The organism is Neobacillus sp. DFD-2R, from assembly GCF_057747865.1.
This window is the reverse complement of record NZ_CM173228.1, coordinates 2,213,608-2,234,691: the sequence shown is the minus strand read 5'-3', so window position 1 is coordinate 2,234,691 and position 21,084 is coordinate 2,213,608. Positions and strand designations below refer to the sequence as shown.

Sequence of the window (21,084 nt, the reverse complement as noted above, 5' to 3'; positions counted from 1 at the left end):
TCCATATAAGCGCCCAATTACGTTTGATTTCAAGTATAATGAACCATACTCTGATTTTGCATATGATAATTCTTTGAGAGAATCCTATGTATAGGTCGGGATACTATAAAAAAACGAGGTTAATACATGAGTAAAAGAAGTTTTGGGGATTATCATTTAAGCGATGAAATAAAAAAAGCTCTTGCCGTATTAAAATACGAAACTCCAACAGAAGTTCAGAGTAATGTCATACCATTAGCAATGGAAAATCAAGATCTTATCGTAAAATCACAAACAGGCAGCGGCAAGACCGCATCCTTTGCTGTACCTGTTTGTGAAATGATGGAATGGGATGAAAAAAAACCACAGGCATTAATTCTTACACCGACAAGGGAGCTTGCTGCTCAAGTTCGAGAAGATATCACGAATATTGGAAGGTTTAAACGGATTAAAGCAATAGCCGTTTATGGAAAAGAACCTTTTGCCAAACAAAAAGAAGAATTGAAACAAAAAACGCATGTCGTCGTCGGTACCCCCGGTCGTGTTATAGACCATATTGAAAGAGGAACCCTGGTTTTAGACAAAATAAAGTATCTGATTATAGATGAAGCGGATGAAATGCTTAATATGGGTTTTATCGACCAAGTGGAAGCGATTATCCAAGATCTCCCTATAAATAGAGTAACAATGGTATTTTCTGCTACATTGCCAAAGGATGTAGAAAATCTCTGCCATAAATATATGAAAAAACCGATAAATATTGAAATTGCCACTTCCGGGATTACGACGGATACAATTGAACATTTTTTAATCGAAGTGAAAGAAGAAGAAAAGAATCCCCTTCTTAAAAACGTTACGGTCGTTGAAAACCCGGACAGCTGTATCATTTTTTGCAGAACGAAAGAGCGTGTAGATACAGTGTTTACCGAATTGGAACAAGCCAATTATTCTTGTGAAAGACTCCATGGAGGATTAGAACAAGACGATCGGTTTGCTGTTATGGATGGGTTCAAAATGGGGAATTTCCGTTATCTTGTCGCCACCGATGTTGCAGCACGAGGAATTGATATTGATAATGTAACACTTATCATCAACTATGATGTTCCAATGGAAAAAGAGAGCTATGTACACCGAACTGGAAGAACGGGGCGTGCCGGCAATAAAGGAAAAGCGATTACGTTTGCAACACCTTTTGAAGGGAAATTCATTAGAGCCATTGAGGGATACATTGGCTTTAAATTACCTTTAATAGAAGCTCCCGGACATCAGGAAGTTGCTGCAGGAAAAGCCGCTTTCGAAGAAAAATTACAAGGCCGCCGTGTTGTTAAAAATAATAAAACTGCTCGAATAAACAAAGATATCACAAAACTCCATTTTACCGGCGGAAAAAAGAAGAAGCTTCGAGCTGTTGATTTTGTTGGAACGATCGCAAAAATTCCCGGAGTAACCGCAGATGATATTGGAATTATCACCATCCAGGATAATTTGTCATATGTTGATATCCTTAACGGAAAGGGTTCGCTGGTCTTACAGGCTATGGAGAATACACCTATTAAAGGTAAAAAGCTGAAAGTTAGTAAGGCTATAAAGTAATTAAATCCGGAAAAAAGGACGATTATGACAGTCATAATCGTCCTTTTATCTATATTAGGTAAAATTTACTAATCCCTAAACGTTTTTAGAAAAGAAATTGCTTTTACCTTATGATTTATAAAACAATGCTTACAATCACAGATGATAAAACACTGACTAATGTTGCCCCATATAAAAGTTTTAAACCAAATTTCGCTACTGTGTTTCCCTTTTTTTCATTTAAGCTCTTTACTGCTCCTGCAATAATACCAATTGATGAGAAGTTGGCAAAAGAGACAAGGAAGACAGAAATAATGCCTAAAGTTCTGGGACTAAAGCTTTTATGAATTTTTGCTAAATCCATCATAGCTACAAACTCATTTGTCACAAGCTTTGTTGCCATAATTCCACCCGCATGGACAGCTTCGGCAAATGGAATACCCATAATAAAAGCAACCGGCGCAAAAATATACCCTAAAATTCCTTGGAATGAAATTCCGAAAATCAGTTGAAAAACGTTATTGATACATGCCATTAATGCAACAAAACCAATCAACATGGCACCTACAATGATCGCTACTTTAAATCCATCAAGTATATATTCCCCTAGCATTTCAAAGAAGCTTTGTTTTTCCAGGTCTTGAATAATGAGTATATCCTCATCTGCCGGAACCGTATACGGGTTAATAATAGATGAAATAATAAATCCGCCAAAAAGGTTAATCACAAGTGCTGTAACGACATATCTTGGTTCGATCATTGTCATATAAGCACCGACAATTGACATCGAAACCGTTGACATGGCTGAAGCACATAATGTATATAATCGATGGGCAGGCAGGAGGCCAAGTTGCTTTTTAACCGTGATAAATACTTCTGATTGCCCTACCATTGCCGAGGCAACTGCGTTATAAGACTCTAATTTACCCATACCATTTACCTTACTTAACAACAAACCAATCGCTTTCATAATGAAAGGAAGTATTTTAAAATGCTGGAAAATACCAATTAATACTGAAATGAACACGATTGGAAGTAAGACGTTTAAAAAGAATGACATTTCACCTTTATTCGCAAGACCTCCGAACACAAATGATACTCCGCTGCCTGCGTATTCTAATAGCTTACTAAAAATGTCAGCAAACCCTTTGATTAAAACTAAACCGAATTTTGTATTTAATAATAAACTTGCTAATAATATTTGAACAATGACCATAAGAATAATAGGTTTAATTTTAATATTTTTTCGATTATTACTTGCCACGTAAGCAAGTCCAAAAACAACTAGTAATCCAATGATAGCAATGATGTATTTCATGTTGTCCTCCACAATGATGTAATAATTCCCGGAAGTTAGAAGCTCAGAATCGATTTTAAAGTTGATCAATAAAAGTTTTATCGCTTTTTTTATTGTTTGTATTTTTCAGCAATTAACTTACCCACTATTTGGCAGCAAACACTACCGGATGATATCAGGACAGGTTATTCTATATGGATTCCTCCTCATTATGCATGAAAGTATTTACAAGGTGACCGCTTACATTTTTATGTTTTAATATTGTTTTGTTTATTAAGTTACTATAGCACACATGTTGAACAATTGTAAAAATATTTTTGAACAAACGTTAAGTTATTTTTGGTTTTTTTGTCGAAGCCCTCATTATCAACTTCAATATTGGCGGAATTTTATCTAATTTTTAGAAATTACGAAATTTTGTAATCCTTTTATCGAAAAAACGTAAACAAGAATTACAGCTGTTACGTAATTTTTAAAGAAAAAAACCATTGCGCGTTTGCAATGGCTATATTTTTATAATAAGTCCATGAACATTATAGCCTATAAATCTGATATAGTAGTCTTTAAGAAAAAATGGAAAGGAATTAAGATCAGCCATGAAATGTATATCAATAGATTTAGACGGCACGTTATTAAACTCAGAGCATGAAATAACTGAAGAAAGCGTGAAAGTATTAAATGAATTGCATGAATTAGGACACTGTATTATTTTAAATACCGGCCGGGCTTATGCAGATGTAATTAAATTAAAAGCGGTGCAAAATTTGGAGGTTCCCATTTTTTGTATTAATGGTTCTGTTTTATACTCAAAATCACGGGAGCTGCTGTATGAGGCTACTTTATCTGTTTCAATTTATAAAGAAATATTCACGATTTTAAAGGGATTAGGTGTAGGAATTCTCGTATATACAAATTATGGCGGCTTTCCATCCACTTTGCCGCCATTACATGTGAAAAGTAAAGAAGAGCTTGATATCCTTTTTCAAGAATACGATTATGATGAAATTCTTGAAAAAAACAATCTTAAAATCTATAAACTTATAGCTTTGGTACACCAGGATCAGCTTGAAAAAGTAGAAGAGGTAAAAGAGGCATTAGCTGAAAAATTTCCTATTACAATGGCTTCTTCCTTTCCTAATAATGTAGAAATTACTTCAAATGAAGCACATAAAGGAAAGGCTTTATTACGTTACCAGCAAATGATGAATCTATCTTTTGAGGACATTATTGCTTTTGGTGATGGCGGCAACGATCTCGCCCAATTTGAGGTAGCCACCACTTCAGTTGCGATGGGAAATGCCCCTCTCCATATTCAGCAAAAAGCTGATTTAATAACAAAGTCAAATGATGAAGATGGTTTTGCCTATGCTGTTCGTCAGCTATTACAATTACTAAACATCGAAGAAGAAATATCGGTTAAATAGACGTAAATGTTGACTTTGTTTCTTTTTTCTATCATCAATGTTCTGCTATACTGCCAGGATAAACAAGAGGTCTTTTTCCATTAAACGGAAAAAGACCCCTTGTTTATTGTGGTATTTTCTAATAGTTTAATTTTTAGTTAACATAATATTATTACGGTTTATTTTTCTAAAATTTATGAAAAAAGTAAAACTTGTTGGAGACATTGAACTTCCAGTATAATTCTATTCTAATCCCACTTCTTCCAATGCGATTCTTGTTAAAGCAGCCCAATCTTGGTTTCCGCGATCTTTTGCGATAGAGGCAAGCAAACGATTATGTAGTAAGCTAGCCAATGGCATAGGTGTTTTTGTAGCGTTAGCCTCGTCTAAGACGAGATTGCAGTCTTTAAGGCCTAGCTTTAGCTGAAAACCCGCAGGTTCAAACTTCTTCTCTTCTCGGCAATCATTGGGCCATACCCCTGATATACAGCACAGTTAAATAGTGTGGACGCATATACTTCTGCAGCTAAATTCCGATCGATGTCATTTTTCTCTGCCAAATTAAAAGCCTCGCCATGGCTTCCATCGCCGCCATAATCATAAAATTACCGCCTAGCTTAATGACATTGGCATTACCGGGCTCCTCACCGAGATCAAAGATCCGCTGACCGATTGCCTCCTGCACCGGCTTTACTCGCTCCTTAGCGTGGCTCGGACCTGATGAAAGAATATTCAGTTTTTGTGCTGCCGCAGCATCCGGACGACCAAATACAGGCGATGCCACATAGTAACTACCTTGCTGTTGATGATAAGCTGCAAGTTTACGTGAGGTCTCCGGTGAGACAGTACTCATCGAAAGATGAATGCCTCCTAACCCCAGTTTGTTCCCAAATCCAGATTGGCCCAATACTGTATCTTCTAGCGCCTGATCATTTGCAACCATTGTAATAACAATGCCGCCTGGAGATACCACATCTGACGGACGATTCACCTGCACTGCACCAGCGGCCACAACATCCATTGCTTTATCGGGCGTACGATTGTACACCTTCACGTTATAACCCGCTTTCAACAAATTTATTACCATCGGTTGACCCATGTTTCCTAGACCGATAAAACCAATTTCATTATTCAAAGTTACTTGCCTCCTTTAAATTACTTTATATCCAAAAAAAAACGTGCTTGAGTCAAAATTTTGATTAATTTATTCCTAACTGTAGAGGTTGTCCCAAACGGAAGTATTTCTAATACATATAATATAATATTTCATTTTATAAATTGGAGGTCCGTGAATGGAAGATCAAGAACAAGATTATGACCCAAACATAGAAATAAAAATAGAAATAGAACGTAATGGATTAGCTCTAAATTTTGTGTTTTTCATTTTTTCCATTATTATATTAGGAATTAATTTATTAGTTGGAAAGTGAAATTTTTTTACGTTCTTTTGTAGAGCGTATTTTTTCTGTTATTAATATGAACTCATAATTCCTTTGTCATAAATACACTATTTGGGTCCTCAATGTATTATGAAAATGGCTTACAATAGTGTAACCCGAAACTGGCATTCACCCACTAATCTAGCCACTTCAGACCCAGTTAAATCATCTAATTTAATATAATTAAATTCACCTGTTAATTTGTCTGGAATATTAAAGGATCATCTGCCCTTAAATGAACATTGGTCACTATTTTCTTTGCATCATGTACTGCCAACATCAGGATTTCTGAAGAAATGTCCCTGCTCATTTTCTAACGGGTAAATCTTGTTTTTAAAAAATCAGATTAGTTTGGTTTGGTTGTTTCACCTTTATTATTACTGGTATCCTTTGACCCCTCCGCTTTTTTTGCACTTTTGCTTATATAAGGTTTGGCACTCTTGGCTTTGTTGGCACTAGCTTGCCAACGATTCCAGCCCTTCTTGCCTGTTCCTCTACCTGTTCCGCCTTTACTCTTAGCTTTATTCATAATTAATCACTCCATTTTATTAGACACTACGCTTCTGTGGTTTGTAGTAGTATCCATTTTAATTCGTTATTAACCAAGCACGATAAAATATACCTATATAGTAATATGTGAGAGGCTGAAACGTTAACTTATCATATCAACACTTGAAAACACTTTCAAATAAATGCTATTCTTAAGAGGAATTATTTTTGTTCGGTGTAAAGGATAAAAGTTCCAACTTTTCGTCTTGATGATCACTGTGAGCAAGGATAGTAATACATTGTGTGTTTACACGCTAGGAGGCAATAAAAATGGAAAACGGTAAAGTAAAATGGTTTAACAGCGAAAAAGGTTTCGGATTCATCGAACGTGAAGGCGGAGAAGATGTTTTCGTTCATTTCTCAGCGATCCAAGGCGATGGTTTCAAAACATTAGATGAAGGTCAAGCAGTGACTTTTGACGTTGAGCAAGGTCAACGTGGTGCACAAGCAGCTAACGTTCGTAAAGCTTAATTATAAGAACAAATATTTACAGACTCTTATCATAGAGTCTGTTTTTTTCTTTACAAAAAAAACAAAAACCCCACTCACGAATGAGGAGGGAATATGAAAACGGTAAATCAAATGGTAAACACAGTGTACCATATAATTTGCTGATTTCCTAATTTCCTTGTCCATATAGGGAGGACACAAAAAATTAAGAATTAAGTGTACACTCGATGCGGACAGAATGCAAAAAATGTCTTTTTATGGTGCCTGTCACCATTATATATAATCAATCAGAACATCATCTAATGGCAGACGTGTTGTTTTGTGAGCAGGAATTGCTGCCTTTCCAACTGCAATCAAGACAATTGGGAAATATCGATCAGTGATACCGAATTTTTGAATAAATTGTTCTTTGTTAAAGCCGCCCATCGGTACGGTATCATAGCCCCTATCTTTTGCAATCAGCATCAATTGCATGGAAGCAAGTCCTGCATCATATGAAGCGATATTTGATCGTACTTCATCTGAAACTTTCGGGTACATATTGTTGGTGCCTTCGATCATCCTGTTCATATTCGCTTCATCCATAAACCCTGCTTCAAATGCACTTTTGTAAACTTTTTCTGCGCTTTTATACATTTCTTTGTCACCCAATACTGCGATAACTGCAGATGCTGTTTCTACCTGCTCTTGATTGTTAGCAATCGCTCTAAGTTCTTTTTTTGTCTCTTGGTCTTGAATAACCATAAAGCGCCATGGCTGTAGATTACTGGAAGATGGTGCTTGTATTGCTTCTGTTAGCATATCTTTTATTTCTTGTTGTGAAATTTTAAAAGTAGGATCATATTTTCTTACTGAGCGACGTTCTTTAATCACTTCAGATAAACCTTTCGTTAAAACATTCTGCATAACATATTCCTCCTAAGGTGTTTTCCAACTTACTAATAGTAAGCATGAAAGTATCTTACTATTAGTAAGTACCTTTCGTCAAGCATAACAAATGTGATATTATAAAGTTAGAAAAGTAAAAAAGAGGTAGTTTATTATGAGTGAACCAATTAAACAGAATTGCCTGCCTCCGTCTGAAAAAGAAATGCAGCGTATATGCATTAACTTTCATAGTGCTGTTGAATTTATCGGTAAACGTTGGATGGGAGCTGTAATCTATACCCTGCTACAGGGTCCAAAACGATACCATGAAATTGTTTCTTCTATTCCTGGAATTTCTGATCGCCTGTTAACGGAGAGATTGCGGGATTTAGAAAATGAAGGGTTAATTGTCAAAAAAGTTATTGCCACTTCACCTAAAAAAGTTGAATATGAATTAACACATGTAGGCAAAGAACTTGAAGAGGTTATCCGTGTACTAATGAAATGGGTTAAAAACCGAGAAAAATCGATTTAAGTAATTACATCCTGAAGAATACCTTTCAATTTAGAAGCGTAATTGGTTAGTTTCATACAAAAGAGGTGCAGCGGTTGCACCTCCAGTTCTTATGGATTATGAGGATTTTATTTATTCCCGGTATAAAATTCTAAATCCCTACGATAATATCCGTTTTTCCCCTCAATAGCTTGGATCGGATTTATATTTTGGGGGTTGATTTCCACAAAATTAACGGTGAATAAGCCCTTTATCATCCCGATACCATTCATTATTTTTTAAATAAGCCCCACCTAGCCACCAATCACGCACCCCTAATTCAAAATATGTTCTTTGTTCTTTAAGAACCTCTAAACCAATGGACGTTAACTTGAGTTGTGATAATGGTGCGGGATTTTTATAATTTGGTAACGGTCTATCGTTTTCTAAAAGAGGATATGACCCATTCGTTAATTCGTTTAGAATGGCAGCAAAGTGGAGATCACTCAACCCATCAATGATTCTTTGCTTACTGATAAAATGAAATAATTCCGTAAACGGGCATGTATTTTCATTCAGATAGGCCAAGGTACTCGTTTCCACCGCATTTAAACCAGTTTTTATAGAAGGAAAGTAGGTCAAGTGAGATTTTAAGGTTTTTTTAAGGAAAGGCAGGTTCTCTTCAGATGTGGAGATCCATTTTTCAATGTCAGTAGGATCCTTTGATGTATAGGCCGTCCATGCCAAGATGGCTTCATTTATATGTATTTCTGAAATAGATTGTTTCTTTTGGTAAAAAAGATCTTCTAATTGTTGTGAAGACAATTGACCAAGCCCATAAAAGGTTTCAATCCCAGGATACTCATTAATTGTCACCATTGAAATGTTGTTAAACTCTTTGTTTGAAAGCTCATTTAACAAATACATCAGCATTGTTTGATCATATCGATCATGTTCAAACCAGAGGACAATCTCTGTGTCTCTATGTATCTCGTCAAGGTACCGATTTTGTTCTACACAATTATTGATAAATAACGAAGCAGGTATGCCTACCTTTTCATCGAAAAATTGAGCACGCAAACATATCAATTCTTCCTGTGATATGTTTGCCGCAAGTGGACCAAAATCGTACATGTCTCTCCATACGAGAACGTCTCCCGTGAGATTTCCTATCTTACTCCCCACTACATTCCCATTTACAATGTGAATCATAGTAACACCTTCTTTTTTAGTTTTAGTTCTATAGTAATCTTTTTTATCAATTGGTTTTACTTTTATGAGTCATTTCCGTCCAGTTTAGCATAATGCTCCAACGATAAAAATAATGTTTTTAATAATGAAGAAATAAAAAAAGAAATCATCCATTCCAACATACTTCTGAAAATTAGTTAATAAATTGTATTTAATTCCTAATCGATTCATATTTTTGTGTAGTTAACATAGACTAATAGTTTGCTTTGAAAAAAATGCATATTATCCTCCATAGCCGCATATCGTTTAAACTGGAAAGGAGGTTAATAATTATGGCCAATGACGATTTAAACAAGAAAATTGAGAGTATTGCTCATCCAAAGGTAAGAAACATTGTTAGAGTTTGTGTGGAACAAGGCTGCAGGTTCAGAGCCCATCCAAGCAATCCTAATTTAGTTAATTTGTTCGACCCTGTACGCGGGAAAAATATTATTGGAGATATTAACCTTTTAAGTCAAAGGGGATATTTTACGTTAGAAGTGAAAAATGGACGGTTCAAGCCATTTAGAAATGAAATATTGGGATTGGATATAGATCAAGCAAACTTCGAAGAACGTGTCCTTAACCGGTTAAAGCGTTAATTTTAAAAAAATTGCTTCTTACGTCCCAAGAGTAGTTTTTCGCTTGGGACTTTTTTTGTATTTTCATTGGTAATTCCTTGTTAAAAAGATCTTTCCTATGAAATAATTCTATTTGGCATTGCGATCTCAACCGTTACTTAGTTAGAAGTGCTCTTACGGACCTTCTTTGTCACAAACTTTAGCCTTCCCCACGATTTCCACATGCACTTTTTCACTTTTCAAGGTCTTTTCAATATGCTCAATCTTTTGGAATTTCCGTTTGTAAATTTCGATATCTTCTAAAACAGTTGGATGTTTAATCACTTCAATACGTTCTTCACTAATTGGTATTCGGATAGTCTCTGTTTGTCCACTTATAAAATCCGGATTTTTTATATCAGTAGCATTATTTTCAATTACAAGGATTTCTCGGGTTACCGGCACGACAATTGTTTTTTCCTCTGTGATTATCTCTTTCCGAACGGTTACTTCTCCTGTTTTTACCCATTTTTTTAAAATATCCAATTGTTCTTTACGAAGTTTAAACTTCCCCTCTTGATTCCGTTCAGAAAAAAAACGGTCTGATTCTTTGCCCATATTCACTGCCATATTGCATCCTCCATACTCGGTAATTGAATTAAGGCATCTATAACCATTTTTCAATCACGTTTGAAAAAACACCTCTCAAATCGTGATTTACGAGGTGTTTTTTCTTTATATTTTTACTCGTAACGGGAAATTTCCTCATCATTCACGATATTAGGGTCACCAGTAGTGTCCACACGCGCTTCTTCTCTTCTAAGAGTTTCTTCCACATGACGTGTTTCTTCCACTTCACGCTTATAAGCGGAAACCTCCCCTGTTACAACTGTGTGTTTTCCAACTTCTACTCTTTCCTCGCTGACAGGAATGTGAATGGTTTCTTCTTCACCAATTGGGGAATCACTCATTTCATGGTTGATAGCCCTTCTCTCAATTACAACTTCCTCATGCATAACCGGTACATCAACAGCCTTTGTTTCTTCTACAATTTCCTTGGACAGGATTACCTCGCCGGTTTCAAAACGATCTTTGTCAATATCCAACTCTTCTTGTCGGAGAAGCAGCTTTTTATCGTCAACGGCTTCCACTTTCTCATTTCTATCTTCCTTCTCATCCTCGAAAAAACCAAATAATTCGCTCATCGTATCCCTCCCTGAATTTTTAATTCATATTCAGAATGTGCTATTGGAGTGTATACTATCCCATCTATTATTTGGCAATGTGACTGTTTTTTTTTAAATTGTTGAATCTAAATAAAATCATAAAATTCGTAATCATCTCTTAAGCAGTAAATTAATTTTATCAATAAAATAGAGGATGATATACATATGAAATAATACAGAGTTGGGATTATCGGAACAGCCTTTGGAACTTTTTCCTTCTATTTAAGAAATTGAATGATCTTCCGTGCAGTATTAATCCCGTTTTCAATACAGTCCGGAATACCAACCCCATAATACGAGCACCCCGCAAGGATGACTCCCGGATAAGTTTCTGAGAGATTTTTTTCGATATCTTTCACACTTTTTGGATGGGTAATCAAATAATTCGGCATCTGTTCTGTCCAGTTTGTTACTTCGCTTACAACAGGCTCAGCGGTAATCCCAAGGCTTTTATCAATATCCTGAAGGGCAACCTGAAGCAGTTGTTCTTCATTCATTACCTTTAAATCAATAAATGACGGATGGCTGCTTTTATAAAACAGCCTTACAAGCAAGTTTCCACTTTTTGAGGTATGTTCCCATTTCCTGCTTGTCCATGTACAAGCGTTACACGACAATTCATTGGTGTTTACCGCAATAAAACCGGTTCCGTCTACGGGAAGGATACTGTCCGGTACATCAAAACCTACATACACACTAATAAGTGAACTATTTTTAAAAACCGTAAATTCTTTAACCATTTTTTCATCATTAAATAATTTTTCAGCAGCGGTATGGGGAATACTGAGCACGACATTATCCGCTTCAATGATTTCATTATCGTCTAACAATACATGATAACGATTGTTACTTTTTTCGATCTTGTCGGCTTTTGTATTCTTTAAAATTTCAACCTCATCAAGCTTACGCTCAAACGTATCAATCAACGAGCTCAGGCCATTTTTAAACGAAAGAAACTTCTTTTCCCCACTGCTTTGGAATTTTTTCTTATTTGCTTCAAAACCTTTTATAATGCTGCCGTATTCTTCTTTATAATCAAGTAAATACGGAAGTGTCGAAGCAATCGTTAAATCGCTAAGGTTACCCGCATAGACACCGGAAAGAACTGGAGCAATTTGTTTATCAACTAATTCTTTTCCAAGAAAGCACTCAAGGAATTCGCCAATTGAATTGTTTTTTGTGAATGTTTCATTTTTTGTATAAAAATCTTTCAGTGCCTCCACTTTTCCTTCGGGAGAGATAAGTGTGCTTTTAGCTAATGATTCTACACTTGCGGGTATTCCAAAAACGGAATCAAAAGGGATTGGCTTTAATTCCCTATCAGTATAAATAAAAGAACGGCCCGTAGCATTGTAAACAACTTCACTCTCCAAACCGAGATCTTTAATGAACGACATATTATTCGCCTTACGGGCTACAATGGAATCAGCTCCTGTTTCTAACACAAACCCGCTGTCTTTTACAGTCCGAATTTTTCCACCAAGCATATTTGATGCTTCTATAAGAATAAGCCTAACTCCGGCTTGATTCATTTTTTTCCATTTTTGCAATTCATACATGGCAGATAATCCGGTAATACCTCCGCCGATCACTAGGACTGTTTTCACTTTAGGACACCTCTGTCTATATACTTTAATAGTCCTTAACAGTGTACCATACCTCTAGTGGTAGTTTAAAAATGAAAAGTCCATTTTTAATATTGGAGGATGACCGGTGTCGTAAATGTCGTTTTATAGAAGTATTAATCGAATTCCCCATAAGAAACCCGACTAGTGATTTAAACTACCCAGCATTTCTTACTTATATGAAGTTTTTCTTTTAATTCTATTTCATCCTTGGTTTCCACATTATTAAACGAATGATGTTAAGTTTATCAAAAGGGAAAACGCTTACATTTTCATTTTTTTGCTAGATTGCTTGTCCAAAAAAGTCGTATAAAATCGTGTCTATTTGACTTTTCTTTCACTTCATGCATCATGGATAACCTTGTAATTTTTATGTGCTACAACAGTTCTATTTCCTTCAAACTCCACTTCCGTTTTATTTTCGGTTATATTCACAATGACTGAATTTTCATTAACCTTCTCAACGATCCCTTTTACTCCATTCTTAAAAAGGATATGATCCCCTAATTCTGCGATCCTTTTTGCCATAAATATCATTTTATTCCCTCCAATTTACACTAAGCGGTTTGTTATGGTTTATTTTATAATGCCTTCGCCCTTGAAAGGCCTTTCAAATATATGTAGATGCATCTTATCTCACCATGTTTTTTCAAAGACTTGAATCCTCTTAAGAAGAAATAGCTCTTTTTAATAATTTGTACCCGCTTACCTAGATCCATATCGCTAAATACTGCTAAATCATTTTTGAGGTATTTAGCTATTCCTTTTGAAACTAGCTTCTATAAATATATTACCAAAATTATGGATATTGATATAGGGTTTATTTTAAATTGCGAAATTTTAGGAATGTGAAAATATCATCTTTTTCTTTTTGCCTGTATATTCAGTTTTTTCGATACAAAAACAGGAAACCGCAAATTAAATAACTGGTTTATTCACAAGATTAAAAAATAGCTTGGAAACCTCTCCCAAGCTATAATTCCAGAGTTATCCTTTTATTACCCTACCTTAATCCTTTTTCAATCGTTCTTCCTCCTGCTAGCTAAACTCTTCGACTGTATCCTTGCTCCAATAGGGGGTACCAGCAAGTCAAAATTCTGCTTTTAGTATTTTTTGATGACTGTAATTCACATTTAATTTACGTTTACCATAATTCAGCCATGTTCCGATAAGAAATCAGCAAACTGCTTTTGATTAAAATAATGATCCCGTTCTGATAAATAAACTTCGTGTAATTATTTCAAGCAAACATAATGACTATTAATATAAAACTGGGGATTTTTTAGAGAATGCGACTTTTAAAACTACTATAAAAAAGGAAAACATATTGATATTTTTTGACTTATTCAAAGCAAACACTCCTTAATTAATATCTACAACTAGAATACCACCCTTTCTACATCCTAAATACTTTTATGTAAGATAATATAACATGATATTTTTCCACAATTAAATTACTTCGACTTTGTTTTGATAGAATGACTGCAAATAAAAAAGAGTATACTTTCTCTTTACTTCAGCATTGAGGCAGTCGGCCATTTTGGGGTTCGGTGTTATCAGGAACAAAATTGTAGGACCTGATGATAACTACAAAAAAATTCAATTAGTGTTACGGGACCTTCGAGGAAAGTCAAAAAAGTTGTTTCCAAGAACCTATCTCATTTATACAAAGGAATGGGAATCAATTTTCATTTTAAATCTTTTTTACTAAACTCCCTATTCGTGTTATATGGCCAACCAGCTATTTTTGGATGACCATTTTGTATAAGCGAAAAATGCACTGCATAGTTTCAGAATTTAAAAAATACTTCCAACAAAATATATCCATTATTGGGGAGCAGTCAGGTCTGTCCTTATTAGTTAAGATACATCTAAATCGTTCAGAGGAATGGCTAATCGAGCGTGCTTCCTTTTTTGGTGTTATAGTGTATCCTACCTTAATTTACTTCATTAAAAATCATTCTGATGAACCAATTCTTAAACTTGGTTTAGTAATCTTACTTGTGATGAAATCCAGTTTGGTGTGAAGCTTTTAAAAGAGGCTTGGTCACAAAAAACACCCCGTAGTCGTTAGTTGTGTCTAACAATTGCGGGGCATTTCTATTTGTAAGAGTATAGGCTGCAGTTTGGCCCATTTTCTCTATATAATCATCCTTTTATTTTGTGCCATCTTTATCATCCTTTCTTTGTTAACTACTGACTTGAATTCAGAGAATCTTTTTCCCTACTTATTAAAATGAAATTCTTTACTATAACGATTCTCTGGAACGGTAATTCCAAGGTTACCTCTTAATGTGTCATGCTCATACTTCGTACGAAAAAGTTCGCGTTCTTGTAATAGCGGCAACACATAGTTGATAAAATCATCGAGACCATCAGGTAAAACAGCATTGCCAAGCATAAACCCATCTGCAGCCCCTTCTTCAAACCATTGCTGTATGAGGTCGGCAACTTTTTCCGGTGTTCCGAAAAAAGTGGTCTTAGGTGTAGTTACTCGAATAGCTACTTGACGAAGAGTTAAATGTTCCTCCTTGGCCATTTTCTTGATTTTGTCGGTTGTACTCCTAAAGCTATTTTTACCAATTTCTCCGATCTCCGGGAATTGATCATCAAGAGGAAACTGCGAAAAATCAAAATGGTCAAAAAAACGACCTAAATAATTTAAGGAATCTTCTACAGTAACTAAACTCGCGATTTCCAAATATTTTTTCTCTGCCTCTTCATTGGTGCGACCGATGATAGGGCTAATACCGGGAAAGATAAGGATTTCATCTGGAGACCGACCAAAGGATACTGCCCGTTTTTTTACATCCTGATAGTATTCTTTCGCTTGTTCAATATTGTCATGTCCCGTAAACACAGCATCTGCCCACTTTGCCGCCAAATCTTTTCCCGGTTCAGAGGACCCTGCTTGAAAAATTACGGGCTGCCCCTGTTTTGAACGACTGATATTCAAAGGACCCTCAACCGAAAAGAATTCTCCTTTATGATTCAAGCGGTGCATTTTATCACGGTTAAAAAATACACCTGTCTTTTTATCCCTGATAAAAGCATCATCCTCCCATGAATCCCAGAGACCATTGGCTACCTCCAAAAATTCATCTGCAATTTTATAACGCAATGAATGAGAAGGATGTTCCTTCTTACTGTAATTTTTGGCTGACCCTTCAAGAGGTGAGGTTACAACATTCCACCCAGCCCGGCCATCACTTACCCTATCAAGTGATGCAAATTGCCTTGCCACTGTAAAAGGTTCACTATAAGATGTAGAAAGAGTCCCTACTAAACCGATATGAGAAGTTACCGAAGCAAGAGCAGATAAGATAGTAAGCGGTTCAAAGCGGTTTAAAAAATGTGGAATGGATTTTTCGTTAATATATAAACCATCGGCCACAAAAACCAAATCAAGTTTTGCCGCTTCTGCTTTTTGTGCTAATTGCTTATAGAAGGAGAAATTCACACTCGCGTCAGCAGGTGCATTTTTAGATCTCCAAGACGCCATATTTCCCCCGGCGCCATGAAGCATAACCCCGAGTTTAAGTTTTTTATTTTTTGTCAATTTCCTCGCTCCTTTATACAGCTATTTTGATGGAACAGAAATTTCTGAAAATGCTTCACTTAAGAGTACATAGGATTTAAGTCTATCTTCAAAATTTTGAATGGGAGTTAAAATAATAACTTCATCCAAATCGTAGATATCTTGAATATGAAGCAGTTTTTCTCTCACCGTTTCCTTTGAACCATGAATAATGCTGGCTTCTTGTATTTCAATTCGATAGTTTTCATCTGCCTGTTGGGCAAAAATCTCTGCTTGCTCGATACTCCCAACTGTAACTGTCTTACCGCTTTCAAGATGGACTTTAAAAATTTCCGAATTGGTTACCAGCTGCTTTGCTTCCTCATCTGTGTCAGCCACAATCACCGAAAGAGCAAGAATAAAAGAGATCGGTTCTGATTTTTTTTTCCTTTCCTGCAGACGGCTGAATACCTCAAATGCTTCTTCGAGGATAGCCTCATTACTATTAATGAATTGGGCAAATACAAAGGAGTATCCTAATTCTCCAGCGAGTTTAGCACTTGATGCACTTGCACCCAATAAAAAAAGGTCCGGAGGATTGGAAGGAACAGGCTCCGCTTTCAGTCCATAAAAAGGGTCATATGGTTCAATCTTATTGAACACAAACTTTTTTAAATCAACTAGTTTTTCCCACATCTCTTTCGTTTTTTCTGATAATCCCTCCTGAAGGGCTTTTGTTGATAACGGAAGTCCACCGGGAGCTTTCCCTAATCCAAGATCCACTCTCCCTGGAGCTAAAGAAGTTAACACATTAAAGATTTCGGCAACTTTATATGGACTGTAATGCTGCAGCATAACCCCTCCTGAACCAATTCGAATTCGATTGGTTTTTGCCAGAAGATGGGATATTAAGACTTCTGGGGCTGATCCAGCCAGTTTATCAGAATTATGATGCTCAGATACCCAGAAGCGGTGGTACCCCAACGCTTCTGCCTTCTGGACTAATTCAATCGTATGGTTAAACGCATCAATTGCTGTTTCCTTTTCAGCGATGACGCTTTGATCCAAAATGCTTAGTCGTAATCCCACCTGATTCCCCTCCTTGAAAAAATAAGTTATATATAGACCGGCAGCTGTTTATTTCATTACACAATGGAGCGGGTAACATTCTTTTCAGAAGATAAAGATGTCTTTAAGAAATTCAATGATGTTTCTAATCGATTTTTAGCTTCTAAATCTAAATCATAACGATTACCACCAAGTTTTTTTACTTGGCTATCTAAAATAAAAGATCCTTTTAATATGTGGGTTGCTCCAAGAGCTGCCAGCACCGGCTTAAGTGCATAATCAATCATTAAAAGATGGCCAAATGTTCCTCCGATTGCAATGGGCAAAATCGTTTTATTTTCAAGACTATTTTGCGGAAGCAGATCCAAGTAAGTTTTTAAAACTCCAGTAAAGGATGCTTTATAAACAGGAGTCAAAATCACAATAATAGTTGAATCCTCAACCTTCTTATTGGCCTCAACAATTTCTTCGCCATCAAATTTCGATTGGATTAAATCTTGTGCCGGAAGATTGCGGATATTGATTAAATCAGGCGTTATATTAACACCCTCAAAATAGCTTACAACAAAATCAAATACCCCATTTAATCTCGTTTGTTCAGCAGGACTTCCTGAAATAATTGTTACTTTACTCATCAGTTATTCTCCCTTTCTTGAATGTATTTTTTCTATAACTCATTATTCCTATTAAAAAACTCGGTTTTAAAATAACGTTTTACTAAAAAAATAATTTAATAGGACTATAGCTAAAATAATAAATAAAAAAGGCTCCCGTTTTTTTAACAGGAGCCTTTGGAAGACCAATCGGCGTTTTTAATATTCTAATTTAATTGACTATTTGTTTTTGATTATATTCACATTAATCCCATTTGTCAACTTGGTTTTGAAAAAAATTTTTCTTTATTTAATGAACTAGCTTGGAGATCTAATCGAAAGCATTTAACCAAAATATCATGGTTATAAAACTCTTTTGAAAGATCCCGTTTAAAGCCCAACCATTTATACAGCTTGATTGCTTGATACATCCTGTCGCTCGAATGAAAATATAAGGTTGTTGCACCCTGTGATTTTACGTAATCCGCGCTAGCCCTTAATAAGGCTTGTGCAACACCACGCCCCCTGGCTTTCGGATGTACCCCTAATAACCGAACAATGGGTGAATGGATTTGAAGGTCCAGTCTATTGTAGGCTTTTTCCGATGATTGAAAAAGCTGAAGGGACCCGAGAATCTCACCATCACTTTCTGCAATAAGTATCTTATCCACCTGTTCGTTATAAACAGATGTTCTAATATTTTCCAGGTAATCCGACCAAATTTGTGGATTAGTAAAATCAGATTCATATTGTTTGTAACTGGCAAACAACAATTGCTGAACACTCTCTTTATCCTCTTTCAGTGCTTCCCGAACCACAATTTGTTTAAGCATCTATTAACCTCCCATAAAAAATTAACTAATAGGTAGATAAATTAATCCAAGTACGCCAGTTCGTTTAATCGGAATATAAATAGCATAACATCTGCCGGTTTTTTGTGTAAAATTAGGAATTCTGATAGATAAGTTTATTAATTTTAAAGTTACTAGCTGTTGTTTATTCAGTTAATTCAGAGTAATCTTATAGGAAAATAGACTTTAGATTAGGAGTGATCAAATGACATTAGAAATACTATCAAAAATACACGATACCCTTGAGGAACACTTAATTAACATTCGCAGAAATCTTCATGAGGAACCGGAATTATCCAATGCAGAAGTAAACACGTCAAGGAAAATCAGATCCTGGTTAGAAGAAGCAGGAATAAAAGTTTTGGATCTACCTCTTAAAACAGGAGTTATAGCGGAGATTTCCGGCAAGTTAGACGGCCCTGTTGTTGCCATCAGAGCTGATATAGACGCTCTCCCTATTCAAGAAGAAACCGGCCTTCCTTTTCAATCAAAAATTCCCGGGGTTATGCATGCATGCGGTCATGATTTTCACACAACCGTTATTTTAGGGGCAGCCTATTTATTAAAAAAGCAGGAAAAAAGTTTAAAAGGAACCGTTAGAATTTTATTTCAGCCTGCAGAGGAAACAGGCCATGGTGCAAAATCTGTCCTAGCTACAGACGGCTTAAAGAATGTTCAGGCTATTTTTGGATTGCATAATGACCCGCATTCAAAGGTTGGGACAATGGGAACAAAATCCGGTGTTCTAACTGCAGGGGTTGATCGATTTGAAATAAAAATAGTAGGAAAAGGTGCACACGCGGCCAAACCACACGAAGGAATTGATCCCATCATTGTGGCAGTAAATATTATTTCTAGACTGCAAACAATTGTTAGTAGAGAAATTAAGTCCAGTGAAAATGTTGTGATCAGCGTAACGCAAATTCACTCCGGAAATACCTGGAACGTGATACCCGAAACAACTTATATAGAAGGAACTGTACGTACATTAAATGAAGAAGTCAGAAATGTTATTCCGTTAAAAATGGAGAAACTTATAAAGGGAATTGCTTATAGCTTTGGAGCCGAAGCAGTTTTTGAATGGCACCCAGGTCCCCCTTCCGTGAATAATGATGCCGATTGGACAGAATTTGCTAAAGAAGTCGCCGATAAAAATGGATACAAAGTAGTGGAAGTGGAACCTTCTTCCGGAGGTGAGGATTTTGCCTATTACCAGCAAAAAATAAAAGGTGCCTTTGTAAACATTGGGGTATCGGGTACACATGGATTGCATCATCCGAAATTCATTTTAGATGAAGCTGCCATTATACCAAGTGCTAAATATTTTGCTAAATTGGCAGAACAGGCTCTATTATTTCTGGCTAATGATAAACAAAGCTAAAGTGAATCATCCCTTTTCTATTAAAAAAGGCGTTTGAATAATTTCAAGCGCCTTTATATAAATTGTTTGAGCTGATGCTTTAAATTTTTCTTTTCATAATAGTCACTAATCATTGTAAGTAGGTGATTGGTCGCTTTCCCAAAGCAAGAGTTCACTTTTTTACTCAATAATCCAATGCCAATGGAAGCATCTAAATCTTTTATTTTTACGATCTTTGTTCCTGGAAAAGGAGTAGCGAGTGCTGTTTTTGTAAAAAAGGAGATCCCTAGTCCTGCTTTTACATAATATTTATGAGACATACTACTGCTCACTTCCATTTTTTTGTAGTTTGTACCTATGGATTCTACAATTACCTGTTCCATTTTCATTCTCATAGGGCTATTTTTTGAAGTAACTATGAATGTTTCTTTTTCTAACTCACTTATTTTGACGGATATTTTTGATGCCAATTTATGGTTTTCATCAACTAAAAGAATCAATTCATCAATGTATAAAGGCTTAAAGTAATTTTCAAATGAAATTTCAGGTTCAGCACAAATAGCAAAATCAAGTTCATCGCGGTGAAGCATATCACTGAGAATATTGTCCTCTGCTACTTTAATCGTAATTTCTATATTTGGATAAAGATTTGAAAACTCCGATAAAATATTCGGAAACTCCAGACTTGCATTAGGTTCAGATATACCTAAACGCACTAATCCTGCATCCCCCTTTTCCAAATCCTGAATGGTTTTATCAAGGTGATCATATTCCCTTAATAAAGCATTAGCCCTTTCATAAAAAAGGCGGCCAGCTTCAGTCATCTCAATGGTTTTCCCTCTCTCAAGTAACTTTACGCCGAGTTCTTTTTCTAAATTCTTTATATGTAAGGTAATCGTTGGCTGCGAGTAATTTAATGCTCTGGCTGCTTTTTGAAAGTTTCCTAATTTAATTATGGTAGTATATGTTTTAATCAACCTTACTTCCATTTAAATGCCCTCCCTT

General features: G+C 35.8%; 21 protein-coding genes and 1 pseudogene. 8 read left to right on the top strand and 14 right to left on the bottom strand.

Translation table 11 applies throughout. The features are described 5' to 3' along the window. Positions 1-126 precede the first annotated feature (126 nt). Positions 127-1,572 carry a DEAD/DEAH box helicase gene (locus AC3ANV_RS11260; protein WP_488313672.1) on the top strand — a complete coding sequence of 482 codons (1,446 nt, stop codon included), beginning with the start codon at positions 127-129 and terminating at the stop codon, positions 1,570-1,572. Positions 1,573-1,687: 115 nt separating this feature from the next. Here AC3ANV_RS11260 and AC3ANV_RS11255 read toward each other — a convergent pair whose 3' ends face one another. Continuing rightward, complete coding sequence (locus tag AC3ANV_RS11255) at positions 1,688-2,869, bottom strand: NupC/NupG family nucleoside CNT transporter (RefSeq protein WP_488313671.1); 1,182 nt, start codon at positions 2,867-2,869, stop codon at positions 1,688-1,690. Positions 2,870-3,444: 575 nt separating this feature from the next. Between AC3ANV_RS11255 and AC3ANV_RS11250 the strand changes: the two genes are divergently transcribed. After that, entirely contained in the window at positions 3,445-4,272 is an 828-nt protein-coding gene (locus AC3ANV_RS11250; RefSeq protein WP_488313670.1) for an HAD family hydrolase, read from the top strand. 505 nt (positions 4,273-4,777) lie between these two features. Here AC3ANV_RS11250 and AC3ANV_RS11245 read toward each other — a convergent pair. Next, positions 4,778-5,386, bottom strand: coding sequence for an NAD(P)-dependent oxidoreductase (locus AC3ANV_RS11245; protein ID WP_488313669.1), 609 nt, complete (start codon positions 5,384-5,386; stop codon positions 4,778-4,780). 157 nt (positions 5,387-5,543) lie between these two features. Here AC3ANV_RS11245 and AC3ANV_RS11240 point away from each other — a divergent pair, with 157 nt between their 5' ends. After that, positions 5,544-5,681 (top strand): hypothetical protein, encoded by a 138-nt coding sequence (locus tag AC3ANV_RS11240; protein ID WP_488313668.1) that lies wholly within the window; start codon positions 5,544-5,546, stop codon positions 5,679-5,681. A 355-nt stretch (positions 5,682-6,036) separates the two neighbouring features. Here the strand turns inward: AC3ANV_RS11240 and AC3ANV_RS11235 are convergent, their stop codons facing one another. Further along, a complete protein-coding gene (locus AC3ANV_RS11235) occupies positions 6,037-6,219 on the bottom strand; it encodes a DUF3934 family protein (RefSeq protein ID WP_488313667.1) in 183 nt (60 codons plus the stop codon). A gap of 290 nt (positions 6,220-6,509) precedes the next feature. On the opposite strand from AC3ANV_RS11235, the gene AC3ANV_RS11230 reads away from it, so the two are divergent. Further along, the gene (locus AC3ANV_RS11230) at positions 6,510-6,710 is read left to right on the top strand and encodes a cold-shock protein (RefSeq protein ID WP_488313666.1); all 201 of its coding nucleotides are present in this window, start codon (positions 6,510-6,512) and stop codon (positions 6,708-6,710) included. A gap of 252 nt (positions 6,711-6,962) precedes the next feature. On the opposite strand, the gene AC3ANV_RS11225 is transcribed toward AC3ANV_RS11230, so the two are convergent. Beyond that, positions 6,963-7,595 (bottom strand): nitroreductase family protein, encoded by a 633-nt coding sequence (locus AC3ANV_RS11225; protein ID WP_488313665.1) that lies wholly within the window; start codon positions 7,593-7,595, stop codon positions 6,963-6,965. Between the two features lie 136 nt (positions 7,596-7,731). Between AC3ANV_RS11225 and AC3ANV_RS11220 the strand changes: the two genes are divergently transcribed. Beyond that, complete coding sequence (locus AC3ANV_RS11220) at positions 7,732-8,091, top strand: winged helix-turn-helix transcriptional regulator (protein ID WP_488313664.1); 360 nt, start codon at positions 7,732-7,734, stop codon at positions 8,089-8,091. Positions 8,092-8,301: 210 nt separating this feature from the next. Here the strand turns inward: AC3ANV_RS11220 and AC3ANV_RS11215 are convergent, their stop codons facing one another. Beyond that, positions 8,302-9,261, bottom strand: coding sequence for a DUF1835 domain-containing protein (locus tag AC3ANV_RS11215; protein WP_488313663.1), 960 nt, complete (start codon positions 9,259-9,261; stop codon positions 8,302-8,304). A gap of 311 nt (positions 9,262-9,572) precedes the next feature. Here AC3ANV_RS11215 and AC3ANV_RS11210 point away from each other — a divergent pair, with 311 nt between their 5' ends. Then, on the top strand, positions 9,573-9,881 hold the full coding sequence (locus AC3ANV_RS11210) for a hypothetical protein (protein ID WP_488313662.1): 309 nt from the start codon (positions 9,573-9,575) through the stop codon (positions 9,879-9,881). 153 nt (positions 9,882-10,034) lie between these two features. Here AC3ANV_RS11210 and AC3ANV_RS11205 read toward each other — a convergent pair whose 3' ends face one another. From AC3ANV_RS11205 to AC3ANV_RS11190, 4 genes are all read right to left on the bottom strand, one after another. Further along, on the bottom strand, positions 10,035-10,469 hold the full coding sequence (locus tag AC3ANV_RS11205) for a YsnF/AvaK domain-containing protein (protein WP_488313661.1): 435 nt from the start codon (positions 10,467-10,469) through the stop codon (positions 10,035-10,037). Between the two features lie 113 nt (positions 10,470-10,582). Beyond that, on the bottom strand, positions 10,583-11,044 hold the full coding sequence (locus tag AC3ANV_RS11200; RefSeq protein WP_488313660.1) for a YsnF/AvaK domain-containing protein: 462 nt from the start codon (positions 11,042-11,044) through the stop codon (positions 10,583-10,585). A gap of 239 nt (positions 11,045-11,283) precedes the next feature. After that, positions 11,284-12,672 carry a protoporphyrinogen oxidase gene (locus AC3ANV_RS11195; RefSeq protein WP_488313659.1) on the bottom strand — a complete coding sequence of 463 codons (1,389 nt, stop codon included), beginning with the start codon at positions 12,670-12,672 and terminating at the stop codon, positions 11,284-11,286. A 360-nt stretch (positions 12,673-13,032) separates the two neighbouring features. After that, complete coding sequence (locus tag AC3ANV_RS11190) at positions 13,033-13,227, bottom strand: DUF2187 family protein (protein WP_488313658.1); 195 nt, start codon at positions 13,225-13,227, stop codon at positions 13,033-13,035. Between the two features lie 1,220 nt (positions 13,228-14,447). Between AC3ANV_RS11190 and AC3ANV_RS11185 the strand changes: the two are divergent. Continuing rightward, positions 14,448-14,764: pseudogene (locus AC3ANV_RS11185) on the top strand (MocR-like pyridoxine biosynthesis transcription factor PdxR); the annotation flags it as partial. A 150-nt stretch (positions 14,765-14,914) separates the two neighbouring features. Here the strand turns inward: AC3ANV_RS11185 and AC3ANV_RS11180 are convergent. The 4 genes from AC3ANV_RS11180 to AC3ANV_RS11165 all read right to left on the bottom strand — a co-directional run bounded on the left by AC3ANV_RS11180 (position 14,915) and on the right by AC3ANV_RS11165 (position 18,701). Then, positions 14,915-16,216, bottom strand: a complete 1,302-nt coding sequence (locus AC3ANV_RS11180; RefSeq protein WP_488314189.1) for an LLM class flavin-dependent oxidoreductase — start codon at positions 16,214-16,216, stop codon at positions 14,915-14,917. Positions 16,217-16,270: 54 nt separating this feature from the next. Next, complete coding sequence (locus tag AC3ANV_RS11175) at positions 16,271-17,296, bottom strand: LLM class flavin-dependent oxidoreductase (protein ID WP_488313657.1); 1,026 nt, start codon at positions 17,294-17,296, stop codon at positions 16,271-16,273. 56 nt (positions 17,297-17,352) lie between these two features. After that, a complete protein-coding gene (ssuE, locus tag AC3ANV_RS11170; RefSeq protein ID WP_488313656.1) occupies positions 17,353-17,910 on the bottom strand; it encodes an NADPH-dependent FMN reductase in 558 nt (185 codons plus the stop codon). 236 nt (positions 17,911-18,146) lie between these two features. Beyond that, positions 18,147-18,701, bottom strand: coding sequence for a GNAT family N-acetyltransferase (locus AC3ANV_RS11165; RefSeq protein WP_488313655.1), 555 nt, complete (start codon positions 18,699-18,701; stop codon positions 18,147-18,149). 223 nt (positions 18,702-18,924) lie between these two features. Between AC3ANV_RS11165 and AC3ANV_RS11160 the strand changes: the two genes are divergently transcribed. Then, positions 18,925-20,100 carry an amidohydrolase gene (locus tag AC3ANV_RS11160; protein ID WP_488313654.1) on the top strand — a complete coding sequence of 392 codons (1,176 nt, stop codon included), beginning with the start codon at positions 18,925-18,927 and terminating at the stop codon, positions 20,098-20,100. A 53-nt stretch (positions 20,101-20,153) separates the two neighbouring features. On the opposite strand, the gene AC3ANV_RS11155 is transcribed toward AC3ANV_RS11160, so the two are convergent. Beyond that, entirely contained in the window at positions 20,154-21,068 is a 915-nt protein-coding gene (locus tag AC3ANV_RS11155) for a LysR substrate-binding domain-containing protein (RefSeq protein ID WP_488313653.1), read from the bottom strand. Positions 21,069-21,084 lie beyond the last annotated feature (16 nt).